The sequence below is a fragment of the Bacteroidota bacterium genome (genome assembly GCA_016718825.1).
GTDB lineage: Bacteria > Bacteroidota > Bacteroidia > J057 > JADKCL01 > JADKCL01.
On the sequence record JADKCL010000014.1, the window covers coordinates 63,543 to 85,152 of the forward strand.

Genomic DNA, 21,610 nt, shown 5'->3' on the forward strand with positions numbered 1-21,610 from the left:
ACAGCTGCCGACATTGACGACGCCTTTGCAAGAGCAGGCGGCGACCCCAGAAAGCTTGAGCAGATTCTAGGTTTCTCCTCAGGGCATTTTGGATCTACAGGTGTTTGGAGAATTGATGTTCTCCATCCGGAGGCATTAAATATGCGTCTGCCATCTGGTGTGGAAGCAGGAGCCAACGAATTCTGGATTCCAGGGGGCAAAACTTCTGGCGGAGCCATGGAGGTCGTCAGTGACCAGATTCCGCAGGCAAACATTGACCCAAAGAAATTGATTCCATAAGTCTTCATCAAAGATGTCTAATCCAATGATTACCAATGCCCTTATCATGGGCGATCTTCACGAACTTTTGACAGGGCAAAACGGGTATGCCCTCGTGAACCCATACCGCGATACACCGACCGACCCGAGTCAAGTCGTGGAGTCGATCCTGAAGGCTTTTCCCAACAATGAACACACGATGCAGGAAACGCTTGACGGTATAATCGCGGTCACTCGGGATCCCATTTACAGTTGGTTTGCCATCTACTACGTGAACTTGGTGCTGAGGTATCGGGAAAATTTCGGAAAAAAAGCCGACTTGCAGGCATTCGTCAACACGGCGATTGCCAACATCAGGAAACAGGAGACTTCGCTCCGTGCCCTGAAGCAATGGGAAGGTGCAACCGAAGCGGAAGGCTGTTGGGGGGTTGTCACACATATGATTGGCCAAATGAAGAAGTATGAACAGAGGGACGGCATCGTTATTCCTTCACTGGATTGAAAAAATAGGTGGTGATTTCTGGCCAAGTGCCTACCTTGTGACGCTCACAACCCTTGTCAAGGACATCAAAAGGCCAAGGGTCAAGTTATCGCACATTATTCGAATGGAGCCAATTCACACATTCGTACCCCAAACATGAGAAGAGCAGTCTTTTTTGTCCCGGACGAGGACGTTTTTGTTCAAGAACGCATTCGTTTAAGCCAAGCCACGCAACCGGGGTCTTGGGAACACTTGCAGGCCACCCTCTTCGAATGGATTTCACAGTATTCACGTGGCGATGATCCGCAGGAGTTGCGCATTGGATTTTTTGAACGGGTCATTCCTGCCTTGCAGCATTTTCACGCTGCGTCTCATGCCGAGGTCAAAGCCCTCGACATCGTCGAAAACTATCAAACAGCGCTTGCGCTCCTGAGCAACGCGATCTTGTGGGATGCTGGCGAAAGTACGATCGCGGTCATTCGCGCAGTTTTTCAAGCGGATGGAAAGGATGCCCTGATTGACCGACTTTGCAAACCATTCGTGCCGCAGTTGGAAGTGACGCCAACCCTGCTCCATCCTATCCCCTACCGCGATCTTCTGCAGGCCTTGGACGAAACCCAGCCACTTCAGCAACGCAACGCCATCCTACGGTACCTCCGACGATATTACGAAGGCATTCGCAGCGTTTCTTGGTACGATACCCACCTTCAGCAAGATGGGGGATTCTTTGGCTATTGGGCCTTTGAACTCGCAGCCGCCGTCAAATTGTTTGGATGCGATGATCGCCCATTTGCTGACAATATGTTTTATCCCAGAGACCTTGTACATGAGCGAATGTACCGCACATGGCTCCACACGGGATACGGTGACAGTCAGCGCAATGCCGTCGCAAAATTGCAAAAAGCCTGGCAAAAAGAAGCGGATGCGCAATTGGGAAAGATCGAATCTGAACTCGAAAAAGCGCAAAACAGCATTCGAAGTTTTATCGAAGAAGCCCTCAAATTCTCCCAAAGCGATTCCTCAGCCAAATCATCCTCCAAAAATTTTCAACGCTCCGTCGAGAGCCTGAAATTTTTATCCGAGCTCAGCGGATTGGATACCAAAGAGTTGGACCAAAATCCGGAAATGGCCAAATCCTTGATCGTCGGCATGCTTCAATCCATGTCAGCTACAGCACGCAAAGCGAGCCAAGGAAATACCGAGGATTTTGAAGGTCTCAAGCATGTCTTGGGAGAGGCCACCGCAAAACTCACCGAGGCAGAAGGCGTGGACCTCCAAGCCTTGGAAGACGCGATGCCACCCGAATTGCGGCAAAGGCTCGCCGACCTCAACCAAGGAGATGGCAAGGTTGCCTACGAAGCCAAAATGAACAATTTCTCCAAAGCTGTCGATCAGCTCATGGAAGACGAAAAGGTCGAAGGCGAGGAACTCGTGATGGCTTTGGAAAAACTCGCGATCGAATATGGATTTGCACAGCCGGAGACTTCCATACAAGAGAAGGTCAAAGGCAAGCTCGATCAAAAATGGAACGATCTCCGCAAAGACAAGCAGATGATCGACTTCACATTTGAGGACCTCTTTCAGGGAAAAAAGCCCAAACAAAAATAAATGAAGAAGGCCGTTAGATATACGATTGTCGGACTCTTCATTGCAGCCATTCCGGCAGCGGTCATCGGATACAACATCTATGCGCTTGTGGAATTTCTCGGCATTCGAGATTTGGAACAGAATGGCATTGCCAAGGAGGCCAAGGTCGTCGCAAAGGAAGTCTCGGGAACAACCCGCAACAACACATTCCGGGTCACCCTGCGGTATCCCTCTGGCGTCGGAATAGACAGCATCACCACTGAAGAAGTAATTGACGATCAGCTCTATGGAATTCTTCACGTGGACGGCAGTGCCCCTATTCGCCAAGCGATTGACGACCCTAGCGATATCTATGTCGTTGGCAACAATGCCTACATCAAAACCTTGATCTTTGCGGGAGCAGGCGACCTACTTCTCATTTTCCTGTGCATCGGTGTTTACCGCATCTACCGCAAATCAAAACTGCCCCACGGACCTCCCCAACAGGCTCAGAATCCACAAAAAAGATAGTTTTCCACAATTTCAGCCACAGACTTACAGTCCATTGGCAGATTCACGCATTCGCCACGGTTTTCGTCTTCCAATTCTGCAGAATAATTCCTAGTTTGGGAACCGATTGTCTAATTCGCCAAATTGTCATCTATGTACGCCCCTCGCCAACACCGTCAGGAGAAGAAAAAGCCGTATTCCAACTTCTTGGCACTGGAAAATCCAGAACACGAAGGACCGATCATGGCCCCCCCCATGTATTCTGCCACAGGCATGAATGCGGAGTCGGAAGAAAAGGAAGAACAGAAAGACGACAAAAAGAAAGCGGCACCTGCCGTCAAAGAGGCGACAGAACAAACCGCCGTCCAAAACAACAAACAAAAACAGGAGGCTGAAGGCGGAGAATCCGAGTCGGAAACAGCTTCTGAATCCAAATCCGTCCAGAAAAAGCCGCTCGGCAGATCTGAAAATCCTCCGCAATTCAAACTGAAGGCCGGCGAACCTTTCCAGTTTAAGTTTGCGGATGCGCCGGTTCAGATGAAAACGGGCGATGGTCCCGGCAGCGGAGGAAGCAGTTCGGCATCCGGTGGTGGCTTGCCGGAAAATGTGCGGGCACAAATGGAAGGCTCCTTTGGCACGAGCTTCGACGATGTCAAAGTCACCGCCAACAGCAATACAGCAAAAAGTGCGGGCGCTTTGGCATTCGCCCAAGGCAACAACATCCACTTCGCGCCCGGCCAATACAACCCGGAATCCAAAGGCGGACAGGAACTCCTCGGCCACGAACTCGCCCACGTGGTGCAGCAGCGCCAAGGCCGTGTCCAAGCCAATGCCGAAGTCGGCGGAATGTCCGTCAACAACGATCATTCGCTTGAAGCTGAGGCCGATAGCATGGGTGCCAAGGCCGCACAGTTCAAGGCGGAATCCAGTGCACCGGTTCAGAAAATGTCGGCAGCCGGCAATGGTGGTGGCGCAGTCCAGATGAAAAAGGACCCCAATGCCGCACCCAACGCCGAAAAATCGCAGGAAGCCAAGGTCGCAGAAGAGGAATCCAAGGAGCAAGACAGCCAAGAGGCCGATCAAACCTACGGCGACCTCAACGACGACCTCGCACTCGGTGGATTTACCAAGGAAGCCGAAGAAGAGACCAAGGAAGGTGAAGGCGAGGAAGGCCATGAAGAAACCGTCGCAAAAGGCGACAAACCAGAAAACGGCGAAGTAGAATCCGCCGAGGACGAAAAAGACGCAGATTCCGAAGGTGCAGCGAATGCCCAAACCGAAGAATCTGAAACCGAGGAAAAAGAAGGCGAGGAAACCCAGGAAGGTCCAGAGGACGCTGCCAAGGATACCGCAGAAAATGAGGAGCCTGAAAGCGAAGAGGCAGAGGAGGCCAAGGAAGAAGCCCAAGGCAAGGAAGGCGAAAATCAAGAATCCAAATCTGAAGCCCCGAGCGAAGGCGATGCGGGCGCAGGCGCAGGTGGTGTTGAAGGTGCAGGCGGCGGAGCGGGCGCAGGTGCAGGCGGTGGCGGAGATGCCGGTTCAGGTGGCGGCGGCGGAGGCGAATCCGGTGGCGGTGCCGTTTCCGGCGGTGGCGGTGAGCCGATCACGGTTTTGCAACCCGAACGCGGCAACTTCGGCGAAGGCGAGGAGCCCGATCTCATGGTCGTCAACGAGGAAGCCGTCGGCGAATTCGATTCCAAACGCATCATCAAAGACAATGGCGATGGCACATATATAGTAGTGTCGGGCAATCCTCCCGTGAGCGACATGGGTTCCTCGGATTTGCCGGTACAAATGTTCGGTGACCCGACCAAAACCAAACCCATCAAGAAAAAACTCTCCAAGTCGCAAAGCAAGGAGATGTTTGGCAGCAACCGCGAGAAGACCAAAAGCTACCTCGCCGAATTTGAATCCGCTGCAAAATCCAAGATTGCCACCCTCGAAAGCGCCAAAAGCGGCATCGCAGGGCAGATCAATACCGGCGCCTCCGCAGCCAAAGCAGCCATCCTCGCCGCTGCCGCAGCCGAGAAATCCCGCGTCGAAGGTGCATTCGAAGCCCACAAGGCTGCCCTCCTCGCAGATGCCGAAAGGATCAAAGGCGAGGTCCGCACACAGATGCAGACTTCCGTCGGCTTGGTGCAAACCGCTGCCCAAACCGCAAAGGCCAATGTCGAGGCCGAATTCACCGCACAAGATGCGGCATTCGTAGCCCTCGAACCCGTCCAAAAGGAAAAATTCACCGCAGCTTTTGACAAGGGTCGTGAAGACATGATCAAAGCTGCCGAGGAATTGGGCAAAATCGCCATCGAAAAAGGCGAAGCCAAGGCCCAGGAATACGACGCCATTCCTACCCCGGAAATGAGCTGGGACGAGGAATTGCTCAACGGTGGCGACTACGAAAAAGACCGCCACAACGCCCGCGTCAAGGCGGCCCGCGAAGTCGGCAAGAGCTACTCCGACCAGTTTATGGAAAAAGCCAAGGCCGAGGGCGAAAAGCTCAAAGGCTCCGGCGAGGCCGAACTCCATAAATATGTGACCGACTCCGTCACGGCAAGCCGCGAAGGCATCGCACAGCGCAAACAAGCTGCATTCGACCAGATTACAGCCCAAGAAACGGGTGCCATCCAAACCCTGCAAGCCAATTGCGACGCCACCATCGCGGGCATTGACGCAGGTGCCACCGGAGGCGTTGCCGCCTTGGACCAGCAAAAAGCACAGGCATTGGGTCAAATCGAGACCACTGCCCAAGGCAAGATGCAGGCCGTCGATACGGTCGCCCAAGAAAAAGTCACCAACCTGGAAACCCAGGTCCAAAGTTCGATCGACGCGCTCACCAATCAGGTGAACATGACGATCACGGGCGTCTCTTCCCGCAAAAATCCGAATGCCAATGCCGTCAACAACCAGTTGAAAGGCGCTTTGCAGGGCATTGAAGGCGGTGTGCAGTCCTCCATGACCACCATTGACGGTGGCATCCTCGCCTCCATCGACGGTCTCAACAGCACGGCTACCGAAACCGCAACGGAAATGAATACGGCAGCGACCGCATTCATCGACGGCGGCGCGGAAATGAAGACCACCCTGGTCACCAATCTGGAAACGCAGCGCGACGGATTCACCACCGCCTCGACCACGATTGCCGAAGGCGCATCCACCAGCATGACCCAAAGCGCCGAATCGGCCGCCAAGGACATGCAGGATCAGTACAAAGCGGTCACGGCCGACTTTGACAAGGCGCAGGCTGGCTTGGACGCCAAGATGACGGAAAACTCATCCGCCTTCAAAGCCAATATCCAGGAGCAGCTCAACGGCATCGACGCCAAAATCAAGGAAGAAGCCGACAAAGCCTACGACGCGGTACAACCACGTTGGGTCAGCTGGCTCTTGACCGCGATCGACATTCTGGTGATGATCATCATCACCGCGGTGGTCCTCATCGCCGTCGCATCCGGTGTGGGTATCCTCGGATTGCTCCTGATCGGGGCCGTCGCAGGCGCCATCGGCGGGGCCATCAAATACGGGGCGCGGGTCGGACTTACCAGTGAAGAAGCAAGTTGGGCAGGACTCGGCACCGAGATGCTCAACGGTGCGGTCGACGGCTTGAACATCGCCGTGGGCATGATCCCGGGTCTTGGACCGGTCGCAAGCGCCCTTTCGCAAATCGGCATGGGCGCCCTTGGCGGGGCCATCAAATACGGCGGCGATTGCCTCATCAACGGCAAGGAATTCAGCTGGAGCGCATTGGGTGGCAAAGTCTTCCTCGGCGGATTGGAAGGTGCTATGGGCATGATCGGTGGCAAAGCGGGTGATGGTGTGAGCAACTACCTCACCAAGAAGATTGGCACCGAGGCCATGGAAAGACTGGGCAACAAGATCATCGTTGATGTTGCCAAAACCGGCACCGAAGCCATGTTTGATACCGTCAATGGCGGTCTCCAAAACATGTTTGAGAGCTACTTCGAAACCGGAACCCTCGACTTCGGCAAATTCACGGAGAAGATTACCATTGGCGAATTCCTCACGAATGCGGCGACCAGCAAGGTCACAGACGTAGGTGCTGGAAAAATCAGCGATGGTGCGATCAGCCACTTCAACATCACACCCAAAACCGACGGTGGCAGCAGCAATGACCCCACCAACGGTTCGCAATCTGAAACCGTCGGCGGAGACAATACCACGACGAATAAGTCAGAGAATGTCGGCGGTGACAATACCCCTGTCAACACCGATCAGACCAACAACGTCGGCGGTGACAATACCCCGCCAGTCAATGAAACGCCGATCACCAATGACCAGACCAACAACGTTGGCGACGGCAACAATTCGACACCGGAAACGCAAAACAATACGCTGAGTGGCGACGGCAAAAACAAGGATTCGAATACGGATCCGGCCAATCAAGGTGGAGATACGCCCGTCCTTGTGCCGCCTGTCAACCAAAACCCGACCACGGATACCAATCCGACGCCCGACCCGAGCAAGACCAATGGTCAGAAGCAGGCCGAGGCAAAAGGCTATCCGGAGGCTCCAAAAGGCTTCGAATGGGTCGCCAAATCGGATGGCACACCTTATTTGAAGCGGCAGTCAGGCCGCAAAGCCGACTTGCCCGAGGTGAAATTTGACGCCAATACCGGTCAATTCACCCCTGTAAAAACAGCTCCCGACGGCTATCACTGGAACTACGAAAACGGCACGTTCACCGTACGCCCCAACGGGAATTCGGGTGATTTGCCGGCCATGCAGTACGATCCGGTCACGCAGGGCTTCATGACCGCCGATGGCAAGCCCTACAACGGCGACATCACCACCTTGCCCGTGCGTGGGCAGGACTTCGACGGCTTCACCAAATCGGTTCGCGATCCCAAGTTTGATCCCGATACCGCCAAGCAGGCCTACGAACTCTACGCCAAAAAAGACTGGGCTGCCCTCGAGAAGCTCTTCAACGAGAAGGGCCTCAACGATGGATGGCCACCGAACCGCGGCTTCATCGACATGAAACCCGGCGTGCTGAAGGCGGGCGACAGCTTCGACCGTTTTGGCGGCAAGATCGGTGACGATGGTAAATTCGTCGATACGGGCCGCTTTGTGGCACCGTTTGGCGCTGACTTCGGCGGACGTGCATTGCCGCAGACCCACCTCGACGGCGACCCCGTCACCGGTGAAAAACCCGAATTCAAAGGCTACAAAATCCTCAAAGACATCCCGGTCACCGAAGGCGACGCCATTCCATGGTTTGGCCAACCCGGAGGCGGCAAACAATACGAACTCCCCAAAGGCGGCATCGAAAAGCTCATCGCCGACGGCTACATCGTGGAGATCACAGCTCCCAACTTGCACGGCAAGACGGAGGGTGGCGATGGGACGACGAATAACAGCAACAATGTGGATGGTGGGGGAATGAAGGGTAAGGATGTGTACACACCGGCTGTTAACGATGCCGATAGGATTTCCACTTTGACAAATGCTGAAATACAAACAAATATTCTTGATGCTGTAGGTGGAGCAGGAACCTTGCATGGTGGGGCAACAGTTCATTTTGATACGGAATCTGGGTCTTTTCAGATGAATGTGGGTGGAAATCAATTCACTGTTAATATCGATACCAACTTTAATGCCTCAACTGCAACAACTGCCCATGGAGGTGACCAAGGCGCAGCCATCAATAAAATAACCGTTGTCGATGGGCAAGTTGTGGTAACAATTGGGTTCAGTGGTGAGCATAGCAGGTCTGACATGGATAAAATGGCCATTCATGAATTTAATGAAGTGGCAGACATTGTTGGTCAAATCGAAAGCCTAAAATCCAAAGAGGGTAAAAATGTCTCAGATTCAGATATTGAGGCACTAATTTCTCAGCAGCAAGAAGCATCTGTTTTTAGACCGGATGCGGATCCTAGTAAAATGTCAGAGTCAAATATGACAGCTCATGATCGTGCTGCACTTCAGGAAATGAAGGCCCTTGCCAGTGAAATCGCAAACTTTGTGGATCCTTCTGGTCGTCAAAGGGATCCAAAGGCAGAAATGCAAAGATTATTGAGCTCTATGGGTATTTCAGATATATCTGATCCTCGAGTTAAGTTGATCTCTGACCTCACTGGAGTAAACATATCTGATTATGTCTCGAAGAGTGCAAGCAGCGCCGCTGAAGCTAGTCGCTTAAATGAGCACCTGAAAACAACTGAAGCAGCAAATTCATTGATAAATTCGCTTCGAACAACTGGCGGATTGCCATCTAATTTTGTCACCAAAGCGGAAGCAATTGCTGCCGGGTGGGAAGCAGGGAGAGTGTTAAATAATTTTATCCCTGGGGCACAAATTGGAGGCGATGTCTTTGCGAATTCCAATGATAGGCTACCAACTGCACCAGGTAGAGTTTGGTACGAAGCAGATATTGGAGGGGACAATACGAAAAAGCGGAAAAATTCTCCGGGCACGAGACTTCTATATTCAAGTGATGGCTTATTGTTTATTACTTCGGATCATTACGCTACCTTTGATCCGATTGGAAATTATTAATTTTCTGATGAAAGAGTATATCATACATGGTTCAAGAATTAAGACAATCAACGATTTTCTGAAATTGGCGGAAAATGTGTTTAGTTATACATTTCTTGAAGATAGCGATTTGGAGGATTTTGCGGTATTTGCAAAGGCAAACCTTGAAGTTCCAAGCATCATTATTTGGAAGGATTCTGGAAATTCCCATCGTGCGTTAGGGTATGATTACGGAAAAATTATTGACTCGTTTCCATTTCATATCGCAAAATCTCGGAGCGGGGAAATTATAGCCGAAAAAAGCATTTTTGTAAGCTTACGATAATTAACGTTGAGAAAAAACATAATTAGAAAATGACTCAATACATCATAGACGGCACAAAATTTTATTCTGTCTCTGGCTTTCATGAAGTAGTACGTGAAATTTTTGATTTTGGTCAGTATTATGGCGCTAATCCAGACGCCTTACGAGATTTCCTTTCGACAGAGCTTGAAAGGCCATTGGAAATTGTTTGGAAATACTGTGAACGATCAAGAGAAAGTCTGGGGGAGAGAGAATTTCAAAAGTTGGTCGGGATTTTTGAATATTTCGTAGAAAACGAAAAGGATCGTCCAAAGAAATTCTTTTTTCGGATGGAGGACTAAATATTATTTACACAATCCTGTGATTCAATTACCTTAATTTTAAAATGCAAAATAAATGATCTCAAAGGCAGAAGCAATTGAAGTATTGAAATCTAACTTGGCTCAAAGAGGGGAGAAATACAATTCAATGTTCTCTATAGAATGCGTTTCATTCAAGAAGAGATGGAAACTTGCAGACCCTGATACTCAAAAAAAAGCAACGGACATTTACCTTGCCTAGTACACGGTTTCGTGGTCATTTGAGGGTGAAATGATCAAATGATCACCGCTGATATTTCTAATGAAACTGGTGAGATATTTTTGCGAATTGGGCAACCAAGCTATACTGGGTAATCCCCCATCGGCAGGAATTGGGCAGCATGTTGGAGCTAGCTGGAGGTCGTTCTTTCCCAAAATCCTAACCCAGTTTCGCATTTTCCATTTCAATTGCTCCCTTTATAGTTCACCAAATTCCTAAATTCAAGCCATGTTGTTGCGATTCGTCTCCATTTGGCTTTGCATTGTTCCATTGATGCTAAGCAGTGGAAATGGTTTGCCATCACAGCAAATCACACCGAACCGCGGCTTCATCGACATGAAACCCGGCACGCTCAAGGCGGGCGACAGCTTCGACCGCTTTGGTGGCAAGATTGATCCGGTTACAGGTAAATTCGTCGATACGGGCCGCTTTGTGGCACCGTTTGGCGCTGACTTCGGCGGACGTGCATTGCCGCAGACCCACCTCGACGGCGACCCCGTCACCGGTGAAAAACCCGAATTCAAAGGCTACAAAATCCTCAAAGACATCCCGGTCACTGAAGGCGACGCCATTCCATGGTTTGGCCAACCCGGCGGTGGCAAACAATACGAACTCCCCAAAGGCGGCATCGAAAAGCTCATCGCCGACGGCTACATCGTCGAGATCACAGCTCCCAACTTGCACGGCAAGACGGAGGGTGGCGACGGCAATACGAACGACACCAACAATGTGGATGGTGGCGACGTAACCACGAATGACACCAACAATACGGATGGCGGAGGGATGAGGGGCCCCGAGGTCTATCCGACCGCGCCGGTAGGTGAGCGGGTGATGGATATGACGCCTGCGGAAATTGCCCAAGCCGTTCAGGATGCCGCAGGCCGCAAAGGAAGGCTGCCCGAGGGTGCAAAGGTCACGCCAACGACTACCCCTGGAACGTTCACGATGTCTTTCCCCGATCCGGCCAATCCGAAGAAAACCAAATCGATTGAACTCGTTGTCAACACCGACTTTGACCCCAAAAAGGCCAACACGGGACATGGTAAGGACCAAGGGGCTGCGATGAATACCATCACCGTCAAGGATGGCAAAATCACCGCCACCGTCGAACTCGGCAGCAACCACAGCAAGGCGGATGCGGACAAGATGATGGTGCATGAACTGGGCGAGATTGCCGACATCGTGGCGCAGATCGAAACCCGCAAAGCCGAGGACGCCAAAAATGGTACGACAACTTCCGATGCGGACCTGCAAAAGCTCATTTCGGAGCAACAGCAGGCCTCCGTTTTCAAGGATGGTGGCAGTGCCAATGAGGCCGATATGACTGCCCACGACCGCGCCGTGATCGCCGAGATCAATGCGCTTGCCGAAAATGCCAGGAATGCCACCGATGCAGCCGAGGCCAAAGCGGCTAACGACAAATTGCGCAAACTTTCGGAGTCCATGGGCATCCAAGGCCTCAATGATCCAAGGATTGCCCTGATCGAAAAAACCACAGGAAGGCTGAATGGCGAGCAGTTGGCGGCACTTGCAGGAATGCGGGAAACGCCTCCTGGATATCGCTGGGTCAGGAATTCGGACGGGACATTGACCGTGGAAAACTTGCCTGGGAATGATGGGGGAGTTATGGAGTACGATTCGATAAAAGGCGAATTCATACCCAAGCCCGGAACCAAGCCGATCACGCATCCGGCAAAGAAGACTGCGGATCCATTTGGCTTTGGTGATCAGAGCTCTAATATGAACACGCGTAAAGGCTATCAAGAGGCTTCTATCCCAAGGAGTCAGGTAGTGGATACGCCAGTGAAACTTGATCCTAAACGCCAAGCCGCCTTTGAACGGATCAAGAAGCGTCTAGCCGATGCGGAAATTCCTATCAATTTGAAAACGGATGAAGGGCCACACAAAGCTGGTGATGTACTTACACAATTGGAGGCAGCACGCAAACTGGCACAGGCTGAGAGGGATAAGCACGCGGAAGGTACTGATGAATACAAGAATGCGCAGCAAGCGGTAGTCGAAATAAGTGAGCAGATTGGAGAAGTATCTTCGATGGCTATAGTTGAGGGAAAAATTGAAGGCGCAGAGGAGCTTCATTCTTCGATCCCTGGCAACGGCAAATCAGGACAGTTTGACCTAGTCTACCGCGGTCCCGATGGCACGATTTATATTATTGAAGCTAAAGGTGGTGACGCAGGATTGGGCACCAAGACGGTGATTGACCCTGCCACTGGTGAAGAAATGGTTTTGCAGCAGGGTAGCCCCGAGTATAGGGATGCCATTCTTAAAATCATGGAAAAGCAAGCGGAAGCCACTGGAGATGAAAAGCTATTGGAGACTGTTGAAGCAATTCGTGCAGCGGCAAATAGTGACAAACTTCAATATTTGCTTGGATCCCAAAAAGTAGGTGACGACGGGCAAATTTCTTCAGATTTCACATTGAACAAGTTCAACAACAAAAGATGAGATGGTAATTGAGCGACATGAGGTAGGAAAGATTCATTTTATCGAACGTACAAGGCGCAAGTTTTGGGAAGGTATTGAGGCTGGCGTGCCTGTGATTGAGAAGAATCCTGAAGAATTGATGGGACTAGCTGACCAAGCAATACGCAATGCCTGCCGATCAGTTTTTCTTGGGCTTGACAAGGGGGAGGTGCGCAAAGACCTCGAAATTGCATTACACCTTGGGTTGACAAGATTTCAGGTCGCGGCTCAAAAATCGAGGGATTTTGCAATAGAGCTTGGGGGAAGAACGTATACCCTAAGCGATAACGGCTCCACCTCCTATTTGCGTAAAGTAGATTGGCTGCAATTGATATGTGTAGCTATCATTCTGAAAAAAACGGATGCCGCTAAACGTTTGATCCAATTTGCAAATTCAGTTTTCGGCGCGGAAGTCCACGATGACGGTACAAACATCGGTAGGATTGTGACAGGATTCATTTCGTTGGTTGAGGGCACGAACGTTGTTCTCCCAGAATTACCTATCCAAAGTCCTAGACCAGTCCAACTGCTTCAAGAACCGGTACTATCTTGTATGCACGAGATTGCACAAGCAGACGTTGTAGGCTTGCAACAGGTATTGATTGGAGCTTTGGAGAAGCACAAATTATTCTTCGATAATGACGAAAACCGCACGGAACCACTTGGATGGGTTTCCTTGATGCTAAGTGCTATCGCTTCCATATCGCAGGATCGTGGCTTTGATTTGAAAGTGAAAAGCGACTATCTGTTTGCGATCTGATTAAGTTCTGAGTGAACTATCGCAGTGTTTCTGGCCATTCTCCTAAGTCTCATTTGATTCTCATAGAAATTGATATTCAGAAAGAGCGCAAAAGGCTGGAAAAACAACGCAGAAAGCGCCTCGCAGCCCAGGAAACAAAAAAGCGTACCACAGACGACGACGTCAAGAGTCAGGCCCATGCTGACATGATCAAAGCGAGCTCCAATCTCGGCACGATGGCGACAGACATGGCGATTCGTCAAATCCTCCCCAATGCAGAGCAACTTCCAAGCGACATTCCCGGCAAAGGAAAGTCAGGACAATTTGACCGCGTGTACATCGACGGCGATCAGATTTATGTCGTCGAGTCCAAAGGCGGCAGCTCAGATTTGGGTTCGCGGAAGGATCTCGATGGCCAACAGTCCCAACAAGGGACTCCACAATATATCGCATCAGTGATCGCGAATATGGATCAAAAGGTCAAGGATGGTTATGAAGATCCCCGCTATGGAACGGATCCAGAATTCACAGCACAGATCGACAAGTTGAGCGACACGCTTGACATACTGATTCCAGCCCAGCGCGAGGGACGGATCACTTCTTTGCAGATTTCCCAAAGGGTGGATTCAAATGGAAATTTGGTTTCTTCGGTGGAAGTCAAGAAATTTGAAAATTATTCCAAAAAGGCACCCACGGCTCCTAACCAAGGAAGCGGAAATTGAACATGAAAAACGTCGAAAGGCATAAAATTTCGTCTGCCCCGATTATTGAAAAATACATTGGGAAAATTGCCTCAAGAATTCCCGGCACAGTGCAGTTATTGAAAAACAATCCTAGCTATACACTTGGGGTAATTCTAGCCGATGGCTTGGAGGCCGTCATCTATGCAGAGTGTGCAGGCCGGCCTCATGCAGAGACAATTCAAAGTTTCCGCGACTACAAAGCGATGGCACTTTCAAACTTTCGTTTTGGTGCTGGCAATGTACCATTTTCTGAAAAATTCTACGGCGAAGAAGTCGATTTCACGCCCCAACGAAAGACGGCCTTCATGTCCGTCGATTTTTGGGAGCAGGCATACGATGCTTGCATGCTTCTGCGCGACATGGATGGATTGAAATTCTTGGCCTCAGTACCAGAGGAGGTTTTTGTGCAATCGGATAGCGGCGCCTCGACTTCGGACCTGAGCTACTACCGTTTCCTCGCACACTTCTTCAACGGCGGAAAAGACACCGGCAAGCTGCTGATCAACGCCTTCGAAGAGGCCATGAAGCCCCAATCCAATCCCGTCCGCACGAAATTTGTTGAGCTTGTACGCATTCCCATCCTCGATCTGATGCAGGCAATTGTGGAGGGAGACAATGCCAAGTTCAACGACTACCTTGTCGAAGCGCTCGAAGGCCATAAAAAATACTACGGCACCAAAGAAAACGCGATGGCCACCCCCGGTTGGCTGTCCATGCGCATCCTCGCCACCTGCGTCATGGCCGTGGACGCCAAAGGCTTTGCCATCGAGGTTGAGAGCGACTACATCCCTCGGTGGTTGTACATGGGCGAAGGAATCAAGTGATGAAATAGCACTGCGATTCGCGGATGTGATTCAAAAATCCTAGCTTCACGATATGAGGCTAGGATTTTTCTTGTTTCTTGCTGTGTGCTGGATGGCCGTTCCGTTGAGGGCGAGCTGCGTGGACATGACCATAATCGCGAGCCTCAGCGAGCAAATCGGTGAAGTCGCCTCCATGGCGGCAGTTGAAGGATTGATTCCCAATGCAAATCAAATTCACGCTGCTATTCCCGGAAAAGGAAAAACCGGCCAATTTGACAAAGTATACGTCGATGGCGATACCGTTTACATCGTGGAATCGAAGGGTGCAAGTTCAGATTTGGGAACAAGGAAAGATTTGAATGGTGAACATTCGCAGCAAGGGACGCCGGAGTATATGGACTCTGTGATTTCCAATATGAAAGAAAAAATTCGTGATGGGAAAAAGGACCCGAGATATTCCACCGATACCAAATTCAAGGATCAAATTGATAGTCTGTCTAGGACATTAACTGCGATCAACAAAGCAAAGGCAACACCTGGAAAACTTGTCTATTTAAAAGCTAGTCAGCGCGTTGACGCTAATGGGAAACTCATGCCAGAGGTAGAGCTGGTCAAATTTGAAAACTCCTCAAGAAAGTCAAATCAGCCAAAATGAGAACTATCAAGCGTCACGAAATTTCCGATATTGAAGATATTCAGATAGAATTGGACGAAAATCTTGATTTGCTATCAACCTACATTGAATCGATTCAGAGTTCGCCTGGGGAAATGTTAGGAAAAGCAATATCTCCAAGATTCGAAGCATTCATCTTGGCGGTTGCCGCTGAGGTTGAAAGAAGCAAAATCATTGAACATTTGGATATTTTCAAGTCGGTAATCCTCTCCAATTTCCGATTCGGAGCTGGCGATGAACCCTTTTCAGCCAACTTTGACGATACCACGATCAATTTCACGCCGCAACCGAAAACGGACTTCATGTCGGTAGACTATTGGCAGCTGGCATATGATGCCTGCATGATCGCACGCGACAAGGAGGGAATGCGGTTCCTCTCCACGATCGATGAGCTGGTTTTTGTAAACTCCAACAACGGAGCAAGACCCTTTGACCTCGCCTATTATCGATTTCTAGCACATTTCTTTAGCGGAGGCAAAAACACGGGCGCGCTGCTGATTGCCGCCATGGAGGAAGCCCAGAAGCCGCAACCCAATGCTACCCGCACGAAATTCGTGGAGGAAGTGCGCTACCCGGAATTGCGCCTGCTGCAGGATTATGTCATGAACGATCCTGAGGCGTTCAACGAACATCTCTACGAAGCATTGGTCGACCATAAGAAATACTATGGAACCAAGGACAATGCGTTCGCGACTCCCGGATGGATCTCCCTCCCCCTCCTATCAGTCTGCGTCCTGGCCCACGACACCAAAAAATTCCCCATCGAAGTTGAGTCGGAGTACATCCCCCGCTGGCTGATTTTGGGTGAAGGGATCACTTCCTGACCCAAGAGCGTAACCCGATTTCCTACGAAATCCTTAGCTTCACGCAGTGAACCTGCGAGTGCTTTTGCTGTTGACCTTGCACTGGACTTTGGTTCAGAGGGTATCCCTTTCTAAAATCACCGCCACCGTCGAACTCGGCAGCAACCACAGCAAGGCGGATGCAGGCAAGATGATGGTGCTGGCATGGTCAAAGCCCTTTCAGGAATATACGAGACCTCGATCAAGGCAACTTTACCATCTGGCCCAGACCCCAATTTTCAATTTTCGTTTGTCACGCCGGGAGGTGTCGTTGTTGAGGGTTACGTCGACATCGACCCATTAAGGACTCCCACCCACATTTTAAGATCAATTTATGTTAATGCAGCCTCATTCTGAAAAGCCATTCTTCGAAGTCGATGGATATAGGCTAAAGAATCGTTCCAGCGATGGGGCTATCATTTTGGAGTTTCAAGGAGAATTTGCCGCGCAACTGCAAATTTTCATTTCAGAAATTCTTCGACCAGACGGCAAAGGAAATGAAAATCGAAATAAAATTACCGCGGGCATCGGAAAACCGGGCCCTGGAATAGCCTACGAGCGGTACGATTTTGGATCACCATTTCTGCAATCCATGGAATTTGATAGTTTTCAATTGTGGTGGGAACACACGAATCATTCTCCTTTAGAAGGGCCGATTTGGACTGCAATGGTAGAATGGAAACCAGGAATCGAGGCATTCATTCCCCATGGTACTTTGATGCAAATATTTGATTTGGTTTATGCTTTGAAGGGTAAATAGAAGTGTGGCTAGGAGCATGGATATTCATTTAAATTGATCTCAAGGACACAAGGAACGGTGCAAAACGCAAAAAAGATACTGCACTGGACAAAGATGCCGAATGCGCTGCCCACGGCGAATTGCTCGACGCAAGCGAAGCTCTGGGCGATGCGGCGACGGACATCGTGATGTCTAAATTGCTCCCCAACGCTGAGCAGCTTCCAAGCGACATTCCCGGTAAAGGAAAGTCCGGACAATTTGACCGCGTGTACATTGACGGCGACGTGATCTATGTCGTCGAGTCCAAAGGCGGCAGCTCGGATTTGGGTTCGAGGAAGGATCTAAACAATCAGCAATCACAACAAGGAACTCCTGAGTATATTGCTTCGGTGATACAGAATATGTCCGACAAAGTAGATGCAGGCCTTGTTGATCCACGCTACGGGGTCGATGAGGAATTCACGAATCAAATTGACGGATTGGAAACAACTGTTACGAAGCTTAGGATAGCACAGTCATCCACTCCACCTAAGATCACCTCACTACAGATCTCGCAACGTGTAGATTCAAACGGGGATCTCCCACCCTCAATTGAGGCGAAGAAGTTTGAAAACTTTTCCGTGAAAGCTGTTGGGGCAGCGAACACCAATCCCTAATTTTGGTAATCATGAAATCAGTAGAAAGGCATCCAATCTCGCCAACGATAGTCAATGAGAGAAGAATTAAGAGCTCGATAGAAGAGGTGATACCTACGATCAAGGCCTCGTTGCTGTTAGCGTCTGAACATGTCTTAGGTACCTCGCTCGATGTTCTGCGGGAGGTAGCAATTAGGGAGATTTGTTCAGGCTACCCCAATGATACGGTGATTAGAGACCTACGTTTCTATCAAACGATAGCGCTTTCCAACTTTCGTCATGGTGCAGGAATAGAGCAATTTTCGATTGCGCTTGAAGGAAAATCGATCAACTTCACCCCCCAACGCAAAACCGCCTTCATGTCGGTCGACCATTGGGAAGATGCCTACGACGCCTGCATGCTCATGCGCGACATGGCCGGCCTGAAGTTTTTGGCGACCGTTGACGAAAGTGTATTTGCGGAATCCAACAACGGGACGACGCCGCACGACCTCAGCTACTACCGCTTCCTCGCACATTTCTTCAACGGCGGCAAGGATACTGGCAAGCTTCTCATTGATGCATTCGAAGAAGCCATGAAGCCCCAATCCAATCCCGGCCGCACCAAATTTGTTGAATTGGTTCGCATCCCCATCCTCGACTTGATGCAGGCAATTGTGGAAGGAGACAATGCCAAGTTCAACGACTATCTGGTGGCAGCCCTCGAAGGCCACAAGAAATACTTCGGCACCAAAGACAATGCATTCGCCACGCCCGGTTGGCTGTCGATGCGCATCCTCGCCACATGCACGATGGCCGTGGACGCCAACGGCTTTGCCATCGAGGTTGAGAGTGAGTACATCCCTCGGTGGTTGTATATGGGCGAAGGGATCAAGTGATGGTCTGGACGCCAACGGAATCTTTTCAATCTCTCTGCTACTCCGCGCAATTGAAGCCCGGGGCGATGCGGCAACGTACATGGCCATGTCTAAATTGCTCCCCAACCAAGAGCAGCTCCCAAGCGATATGCCTTACGACGGAAAGTCAGAAAAACCTGACTTGGTTTAGCGTTGTCCACAATGGTATTACTGTGATGGGACAAATTCAATCACTATCACCTTTGAAGCCAAAGAGTATCTACGTCGATGGAACCACCAATTTCTGATCATTTTGACATGATGCTTGGTGTCTTGCCCATTAGGGTAGAATGCTCACGAAATCATTGGCGAATTGGGATCAAACCTAGTTCAGAATCGGCTGACGAGGAGGATGCCCTGCAAAATGCATGGTGTTTATTCGATGCATTCTATCTAAATAGCCATAAAGCCACATACCGGAAACTATTCTTTGAAAGACAACCGATCAATACGCAGGATTGGGCCATTATCCCAATGGAGGACAACCAGAATGACGTGAGAACACAATGTCGATGGAAGGTTGGTACTGGTTCTCATGAGTTCGTCCTTTTGGAAGATGAGAACATTCGAGCAGTCATCAAGTTGATCGAGGACTTCGAAGCAGATCCATCAGCACTTTTTACTAGGCTGTATAAATCAAACTAATTTAGTCTTACTCTCATCTCAAGTAGTATATTGACCCATCATTTTTTCTTATTGCAATGGAATTCAAGGTTTACGCTGACAGGAGAAACATCGCATGTGGAGTAAGCATCGAGTTACCGGAGCCGTTTTTGGTTCTGGAGTGTTTCCTTTTTGAGGCAAGACCCGCTCGTTACCTTGATTTTCTGAAATCGATTACAATTGGCAAAGGTTGCAACACTGAAAAATCTGGTGTTAGATTCCAATCAGAGCTTGATTGGGAAGATGAAGAGAATGGGATTTTTTTGAATGAGCATCAGGTTTACCTTTTCAATCACGAATTTGGAGACCTTGTAATGGAAATTTCTGATTTCAAAGAGATTGTGATTGCCTTTTTCCGGACATACCTAGAGGCTCAGAAGACCAATACCACCTTGGACCCTAACCATCTTGCCGCAATTGCGGATCAGTTGGCAAAGCTCGAATAAAATTCGAGTACACTTTCTGAGCGATTTCAAAGATTCTGTTGTAGTTTTCACGAAGGATTTACAGTTGTGAATACATGTGGAAATCGTGCAATATGCAATTCATCTAAACTGAAACCGCCTCAAGTGCATCAATGGCCACGAATCTTTAAACATTAGAATATCGTGTAGATGGATATTTACCGGCTAGAAGGACTCAAGATCAACAGCTTGGCCGATTTTCATGAGGAGGCAAGGCGGGTATTCGATTTTGGCGAATACTATGGTGCAAATATCTATGCACTTCGTGATTTCCTGTCCACCGAGCTTCCGCGCCCCCTTCAAGTTATCTGGAGCAATGCCCGACACTCAAAGGCTGTCTTAGGTGAAGACTATGACCGCCTAGTCAGCATTTTTCAAGATTTTGCACTGAAGGAATCGGGTAGACAAAAGGGGTTCTTCTTCACCATCATGCCTGATGGTTAATTCTTCAATATTTTCCATTCCATTAGCAAGATGGCACTGCGAATCTGGATTTGGACCTTGTGGGTGATGTTGCTGGGCTCAGGAATGGGCTTTTCGCAGCATCAGGGCTTCATGACCGCCGATGGCAAGCCCTACAACGGCGACATCACCACCTTGCCCGTGCGTGGGCAGGACTTCGACGGCTTCACCAAATCGGTCCGCGATCCCAAGTTTGATCCCGACACCGCCAAGCAGGCCTACGAACTTTACGCCAAGTTAGACTTGGCCGCCTTGCATTCCAATACCCTACTTCCGGTCAAACGTCGCCCCGATTTGTTGAAACAACTTCAGGTTCTCCGCAAAATGCCCCTTGGTTTTTGCCTCGAACAAATAGTAACCTTCCACTGAAAACAGCCACAATTGATAGACGTTTGCCGAGTCTCCCTGAATGCCGTCTACGCCTTCGATGATGACCGGGAAGGCTTGAAGACTGTCCACTTCGATGGCTGGCAAGGAAGTAATCTCCATGCCTTGGAATTCAATCGCTTGATTTTCATCCATCACAAAATCCTGTCGTTTTTTCATTGGAACCTGGAATCGGAATGCGGTGATTTCAAGGGTGCTGCTGTCTTGGACATCCTCTTCCGTGATCGCTTCTTCAACATAATGCAAGCTTCGGGGAAAGGTGCGCTGAAGGTAAAACGAAGTGTTGTCGAGCGTAATTTCAAAAGGCATGGCTTCCTCCATGTCCAAATCGCCTTGCGGGTCATACACCACCGTTTGGAGGGCAGTTTTCAAGGCTTCTGCCAAACTTTCCGAACAAGGAGGATCGCAGGTGGCGCTTAAGATGATGGTCGAATATTCGTCTCCAAAATAGAGGGCATACTGTACGGCTTTTCCTTCCCGGCTGTCCTCCACGGAAGATTCCGTCCAATACCCATCCAAGCCATTTACCGTGACTTTCTCCTTGCCAACGGGATCCAGGTACTTGTTGATATAGTTTTCGTCGATGCCGATGCTGTCCCAAAAAGCAAAGGGACCGTCCCAAAATTCAACCTTGATGGCCGATTTCGAGGTATCATGTGCGAAGCCCACAAACGAACGGGAAAGCCAGAATCCAACCGGCGGGATGATGCTAATGCGCGTACCCGGAATTTTCCGGTGCGACTCCGTCGGCACATTGTCAAACACAGTATGATCCTTGCAACCCAGAGAAACCAAGGCCCACAGGCAAATACAGCCGATAAGAAGGTGCTTCATGGGGGTTAACCCAAATCTGGTATTGTCGCTTTTCATATCTCCTGTTGATTTCT

General features: G+C 49.9%; 19 protein-coding genes and 2 pseudogenes. 20 read left to right on the forward strand and 1 reads right to left on the reverse strand.

Going from position 1 to position 21,610, the window contains the following annotated elements; genetic code table 11:
• Positions 1-292: 292 nt before the first annotated feature.
• The 20 genes and pseudogenes from IPN95_16985 (at position 293) to IPN95_17080 (ending at position 20,705) form a co-directional block, all read left to right on the forward strand.
• A complete protein-coding gene (locus tag IPN95_16985; GenBank protein MBK9451065.1) occupies positions 293-760 on the forward strand; it encodes a hypothetical protein in 468 nt (155 codons plus the stop codon).
• A gap of 135 nt (positions 761-895) precedes the next feature.
• On the forward strand, positions 896-2,347 hold the full coding sequence (locus IPN95_16990) for a DUF1911 domain-containing protein (protein MBK9451066.1): 1,452 nt from the start codon (positions 896-898) through the stop codon (positions 2,345-2,347).
• On the forward strand, positions 2,348-2,836 hold the full coding sequence (locus IPN95_16995) for a hypothetical protein (GenBank protein ID MBK9451067.1): 489 nt from the start codon (positions 2,348-2,350) through the stop codon (positions 2,834-2,836). It begins immediately after the preceding gene.
• Between the two features lie 516 nt (positions 2,837-3,352).
• Positions 3,353-3,724, forward strand: a pseudogene (locus IPN95_17000) (DUF4157 domain-containing protein).
• A 750-nt stretch (positions 3,725-4,474) separates the two neighbouring features.
• A pseudogene (locus IPN95_17005) lies at positions 4,475-8,134 on the forward strand (glycohydrolase toxin TNT-related protein).
• 723 nt (positions 8,135-8,857) lie between these two features.
• Positions 8,858-9,331 (forward strand): ribonuclease, encoded by a 474-nt coding sequence (locus IPN95_17010; protein MBK9451068.1) that lies wholly within the window; start codon positions 8,858-8,860, stop codon positions 9,329-9,331.
• Between the two features lie 7 nt (positions 9,332-9,338).
• On the forward strand, positions 9,339-9,635 hold the full coding sequence (locus tag IPN95_17015) for a hypothetical protein (protein MBK9451069.1): 297 nt from the start codon (positions 9,339-9,341) through the stop codon (positions 9,633-9,635).
• Positions 9,636-9,664: 29 nt separating this feature from the next.
• Entirely contained in the window at positions 9,665-9,955 is a 291-nt protein-coding gene (locus IPN95_17020; GenBank protein ID MBK9451070.1) for a barstar family protein, read from the forward strand.
• Positions 9,956-10,421: 466 nt separating this feature from the next.
• Entirely contained in the window at positions 10,422-12,659 is a 2,238-nt protein-coding gene (locus IPN95_17025) for a TNT domain-containing protein (protein MBK9451071.1), read from the forward strand.
• Position 12,660: 1 nt separating this feature from the next.
• Positions 12,661-13,437, forward strand: a complete 777-nt coding sequence (locus IPN95_17030) for an immunity 49 family protein (GenBank protein ID MBK9451072.1) — start codon at positions 12,661-12,663, stop codon at positions 13,435-13,437.
• A gap of 53 nt (positions 13,438-13,490) precedes the next feature.
• Positions 13,491-14,138, forward strand: a complete 648-nt coding sequence (locus tag IPN95_17035) for a hypothetical protein (protein ID MBK9451073.1) — start codon at positions 13,491-13,493, stop codon at positions 14,136-14,138.
• A gap of 2 nt (positions 14,139-14,140) precedes the next feature.
• Entirely contained in the window at positions 14,141-14,983 is an 843-nt protein-coding gene (locus tag IPN95_17040; protein ID MBK9451074.1) for an immunity 49 family protein, read from the forward strand.
• A 52-nt stretch (positions 14,984-15,035) separates the two neighbouring features.
• Entirely contained in the window at positions 15,036-15,617 is a 582-nt protein-coding gene (locus IPN95_17045; protein MBK9451075.1) for a hypothetical protein, read from the forward strand.
• Positions 15,614-16,459 carry an immunity 49 family protein gene (locus tag IPN95_17050; protein ID MBK9451076.1) on the forward strand — a complete coding sequence of 282 codons (846 nt, stop codon included), beginning with the start codon at positions 15,614-15,616 and terminating at the stop codon, positions 16,457-16,459. The genes IPN95_17045 and IPN95_17050 overlap by 4 nt, the downstream gene beginning before the upstream one ends.
• Positions 16,460-16,811: 352 nt before the next feature.
• Positions 16,812-17,237 carry a hypothetical protein gene (locus IPN95_17055; protein MBK9451077.1) on the forward strand — a complete coding sequence of 142 codons (426 nt, stop codon included), beginning with the start codon at positions 16,812-16,814 and terminating at the stop codon, positions 17,235-17,237.
• 119 nt (positions 17,238-17,356) lie between these two features.
• Positions 17,357-17,872 carry a hypothetical protein gene (locus tag IPN95_17060; protein ID MBK9451078.1) on the forward strand — a complete coding sequence of 172 codons (516 nt, stop codon included), beginning with the start codon at positions 17,357-17,359 and terminating at the stop codon, positions 17,870-17,872.
• A 206-nt stretch (positions 17,873-18,078) separates the two neighbouring features.
• A complete protein-coding gene (locus IPN95_17065; GenBank protein MBK9451079.1) occupies positions 18,079-18,729 on the forward strand; it encodes an immunity 49 family protein in 651 nt (216 codons plus the stop codon).
• Positions 18,730-19,448: 719 nt separating this feature from the next.
• Entirely contained in the window at positions 19,449-19,856 is a 408-nt protein-coding gene (locus tag IPN95_17070; GenBank protein ID MBK9451080.1) for a hypothetical protein, read from the forward strand.
• Positions 19,857-20,024: 168 nt separating this feature from the next.
• Complete coding sequence (locus tag IPN95_17075) at positions 20,025-20,318, forward strand: barstar family protein (GenBank protein MBK9451081.1); 294 nt, start codon at positions 20,025-20,027, stop codon at positions 20,316-20,318.
• Positions 20,319-20,348: 30 nt separating this feature from the next.
• A complete protein-coding gene (locus tag IPN95_17080; protein MBK9451082.1) occupies positions 20,349-20,705 on the forward strand; it encodes a hypothetical protein in 357 nt (118 codons plus the stop codon).
• Here IPN95_17080 and IPN95_17085 read toward each other — a convergent pair.
• Positions 20,604-21,557, reverse strand: coding sequence for a hypothetical protein (locus IPN95_17085; protein ID MBK9451083.1), 954 nt, complete (start codon positions 21,555-21,557; stop codon positions 20,604-20,606). The genes IPN95_17080 and IPN95_17085 overlap by 102 nt on opposite strands.
• Positions 21,558-21,610 lie beyond the last annotated feature (53 nt).

Excerpts from the sequence above, each read along its gene's own strand:
- IPN95_16985 (MBK9451065.1), top strand. The coding sequence starts at position 293 with ATGTCTAATCCAATGATTACCAATGCCCTTATCATGGGCGATCTTCAC.
- IPN95_16990 (MBK9451066.1), top strand. The coding sequence starts at position 896 with ATGAGAAGAGCAGTCTTTTTTGTCCCGGACGAGGACGTTTTTGTTCAA.
- IPN95_16995 (MBK9451067.1), top strand. The coding sequence starts at position 2,348 with ATGAAGAAGGCCGTTAGATATACGATTGTCGGACTCTTCATTGCAGCC.
- IPN95_17010 (MBK9451068.1), top strand. The coding sequence starts at position 8,858 with ATGGGTATTTCAGATATATCTGATCCTCGAGTTAAGTTGATCTCTGAC.
- IPN95_17015 (MBK9451069.1), top strand. The coding sequence starts at position 9,339 with ATGAAAGAGTATATCATACATGGTTCAAGAATTAAGACAATCAACGAT.
- IPN95_17020 (MBK9451070.1), top strand. The coding sequence starts at position 9,665 with ATGACTCAATACATCATAGACGGCACAAAATTTTATTCTGTCTCTGGC.
- IPN95_17025 (MBK9451071.1), top strand. The coding sequence starts at position 10,422 with ATGTTGTTGCGATTCGTCTCCATTTGGCTTTGCATTGTTCCATTGATG.
- IPN95_17030 (MBK9451072.1), top strand. The coding sequence starts at position 12,661 with ATGGTAATTGAGCGACATGAGGTAGGAAAGATTCATTTTATCGAACGT.
- IPN95_17040 (MBK9451074.1), top strand. The coding sequence starts at position 14,141 with ATGAAAAACGTCGAAAGGCATAAAATTTCGTCTGCCCCGATTATTGAA.
- IPN95_17045 (MBK9451075.1), top strand. The coding sequence starts at position 15,036 with ATGAGGCTAGGATTTTTCTTGTTTCTTGCTGTGTGCTGGATGGCCGTT.
- IPN95_17050 (MBK9451076.1), top strand. The coding sequence starts at position 15,614 with ATGAGAACTATCAAGCGTCACGAAATTTCCGATATTGAAGATATTCAG.
- IPN95_17055 (MBK9451077.1), top strand. The coding sequence starts at position 16,812 with ATGTTAATGCAGCCTCATTCTGAAAAGCCATTCTTCGAAGTCGATGGA.
- IPN95_17070 (MBK9451080.1), top strand. The coding sequence starts at position 19,449 with ATGGAATTCAAGGTTTACGCTGACAGGAGAAACATCGCATGTGGAGTA.
- IPN95_17075 (MBK9451081.1), top strand. The coding sequence starts at position 20,025 with ATGGATATTTACCGGCTAGAAGGACTCAAGATCAACAGCTTGGCCGAT.
- IPN95_17080 (MBK9451082.1), top strand. The coding sequence starts at position 20,349 with ATGGCACTGCGAATCTGGATTTGGACCTTGTGGGTGATGTTGCTGGGC.
- IPN95_17085 (MBK9451083.1), bottom strand. The coding sequence starts at position 21,557 with ATGAAGCACCTTCTTATCGGCTGTATTTGCCTGTGGGCCTTGGTTTCT.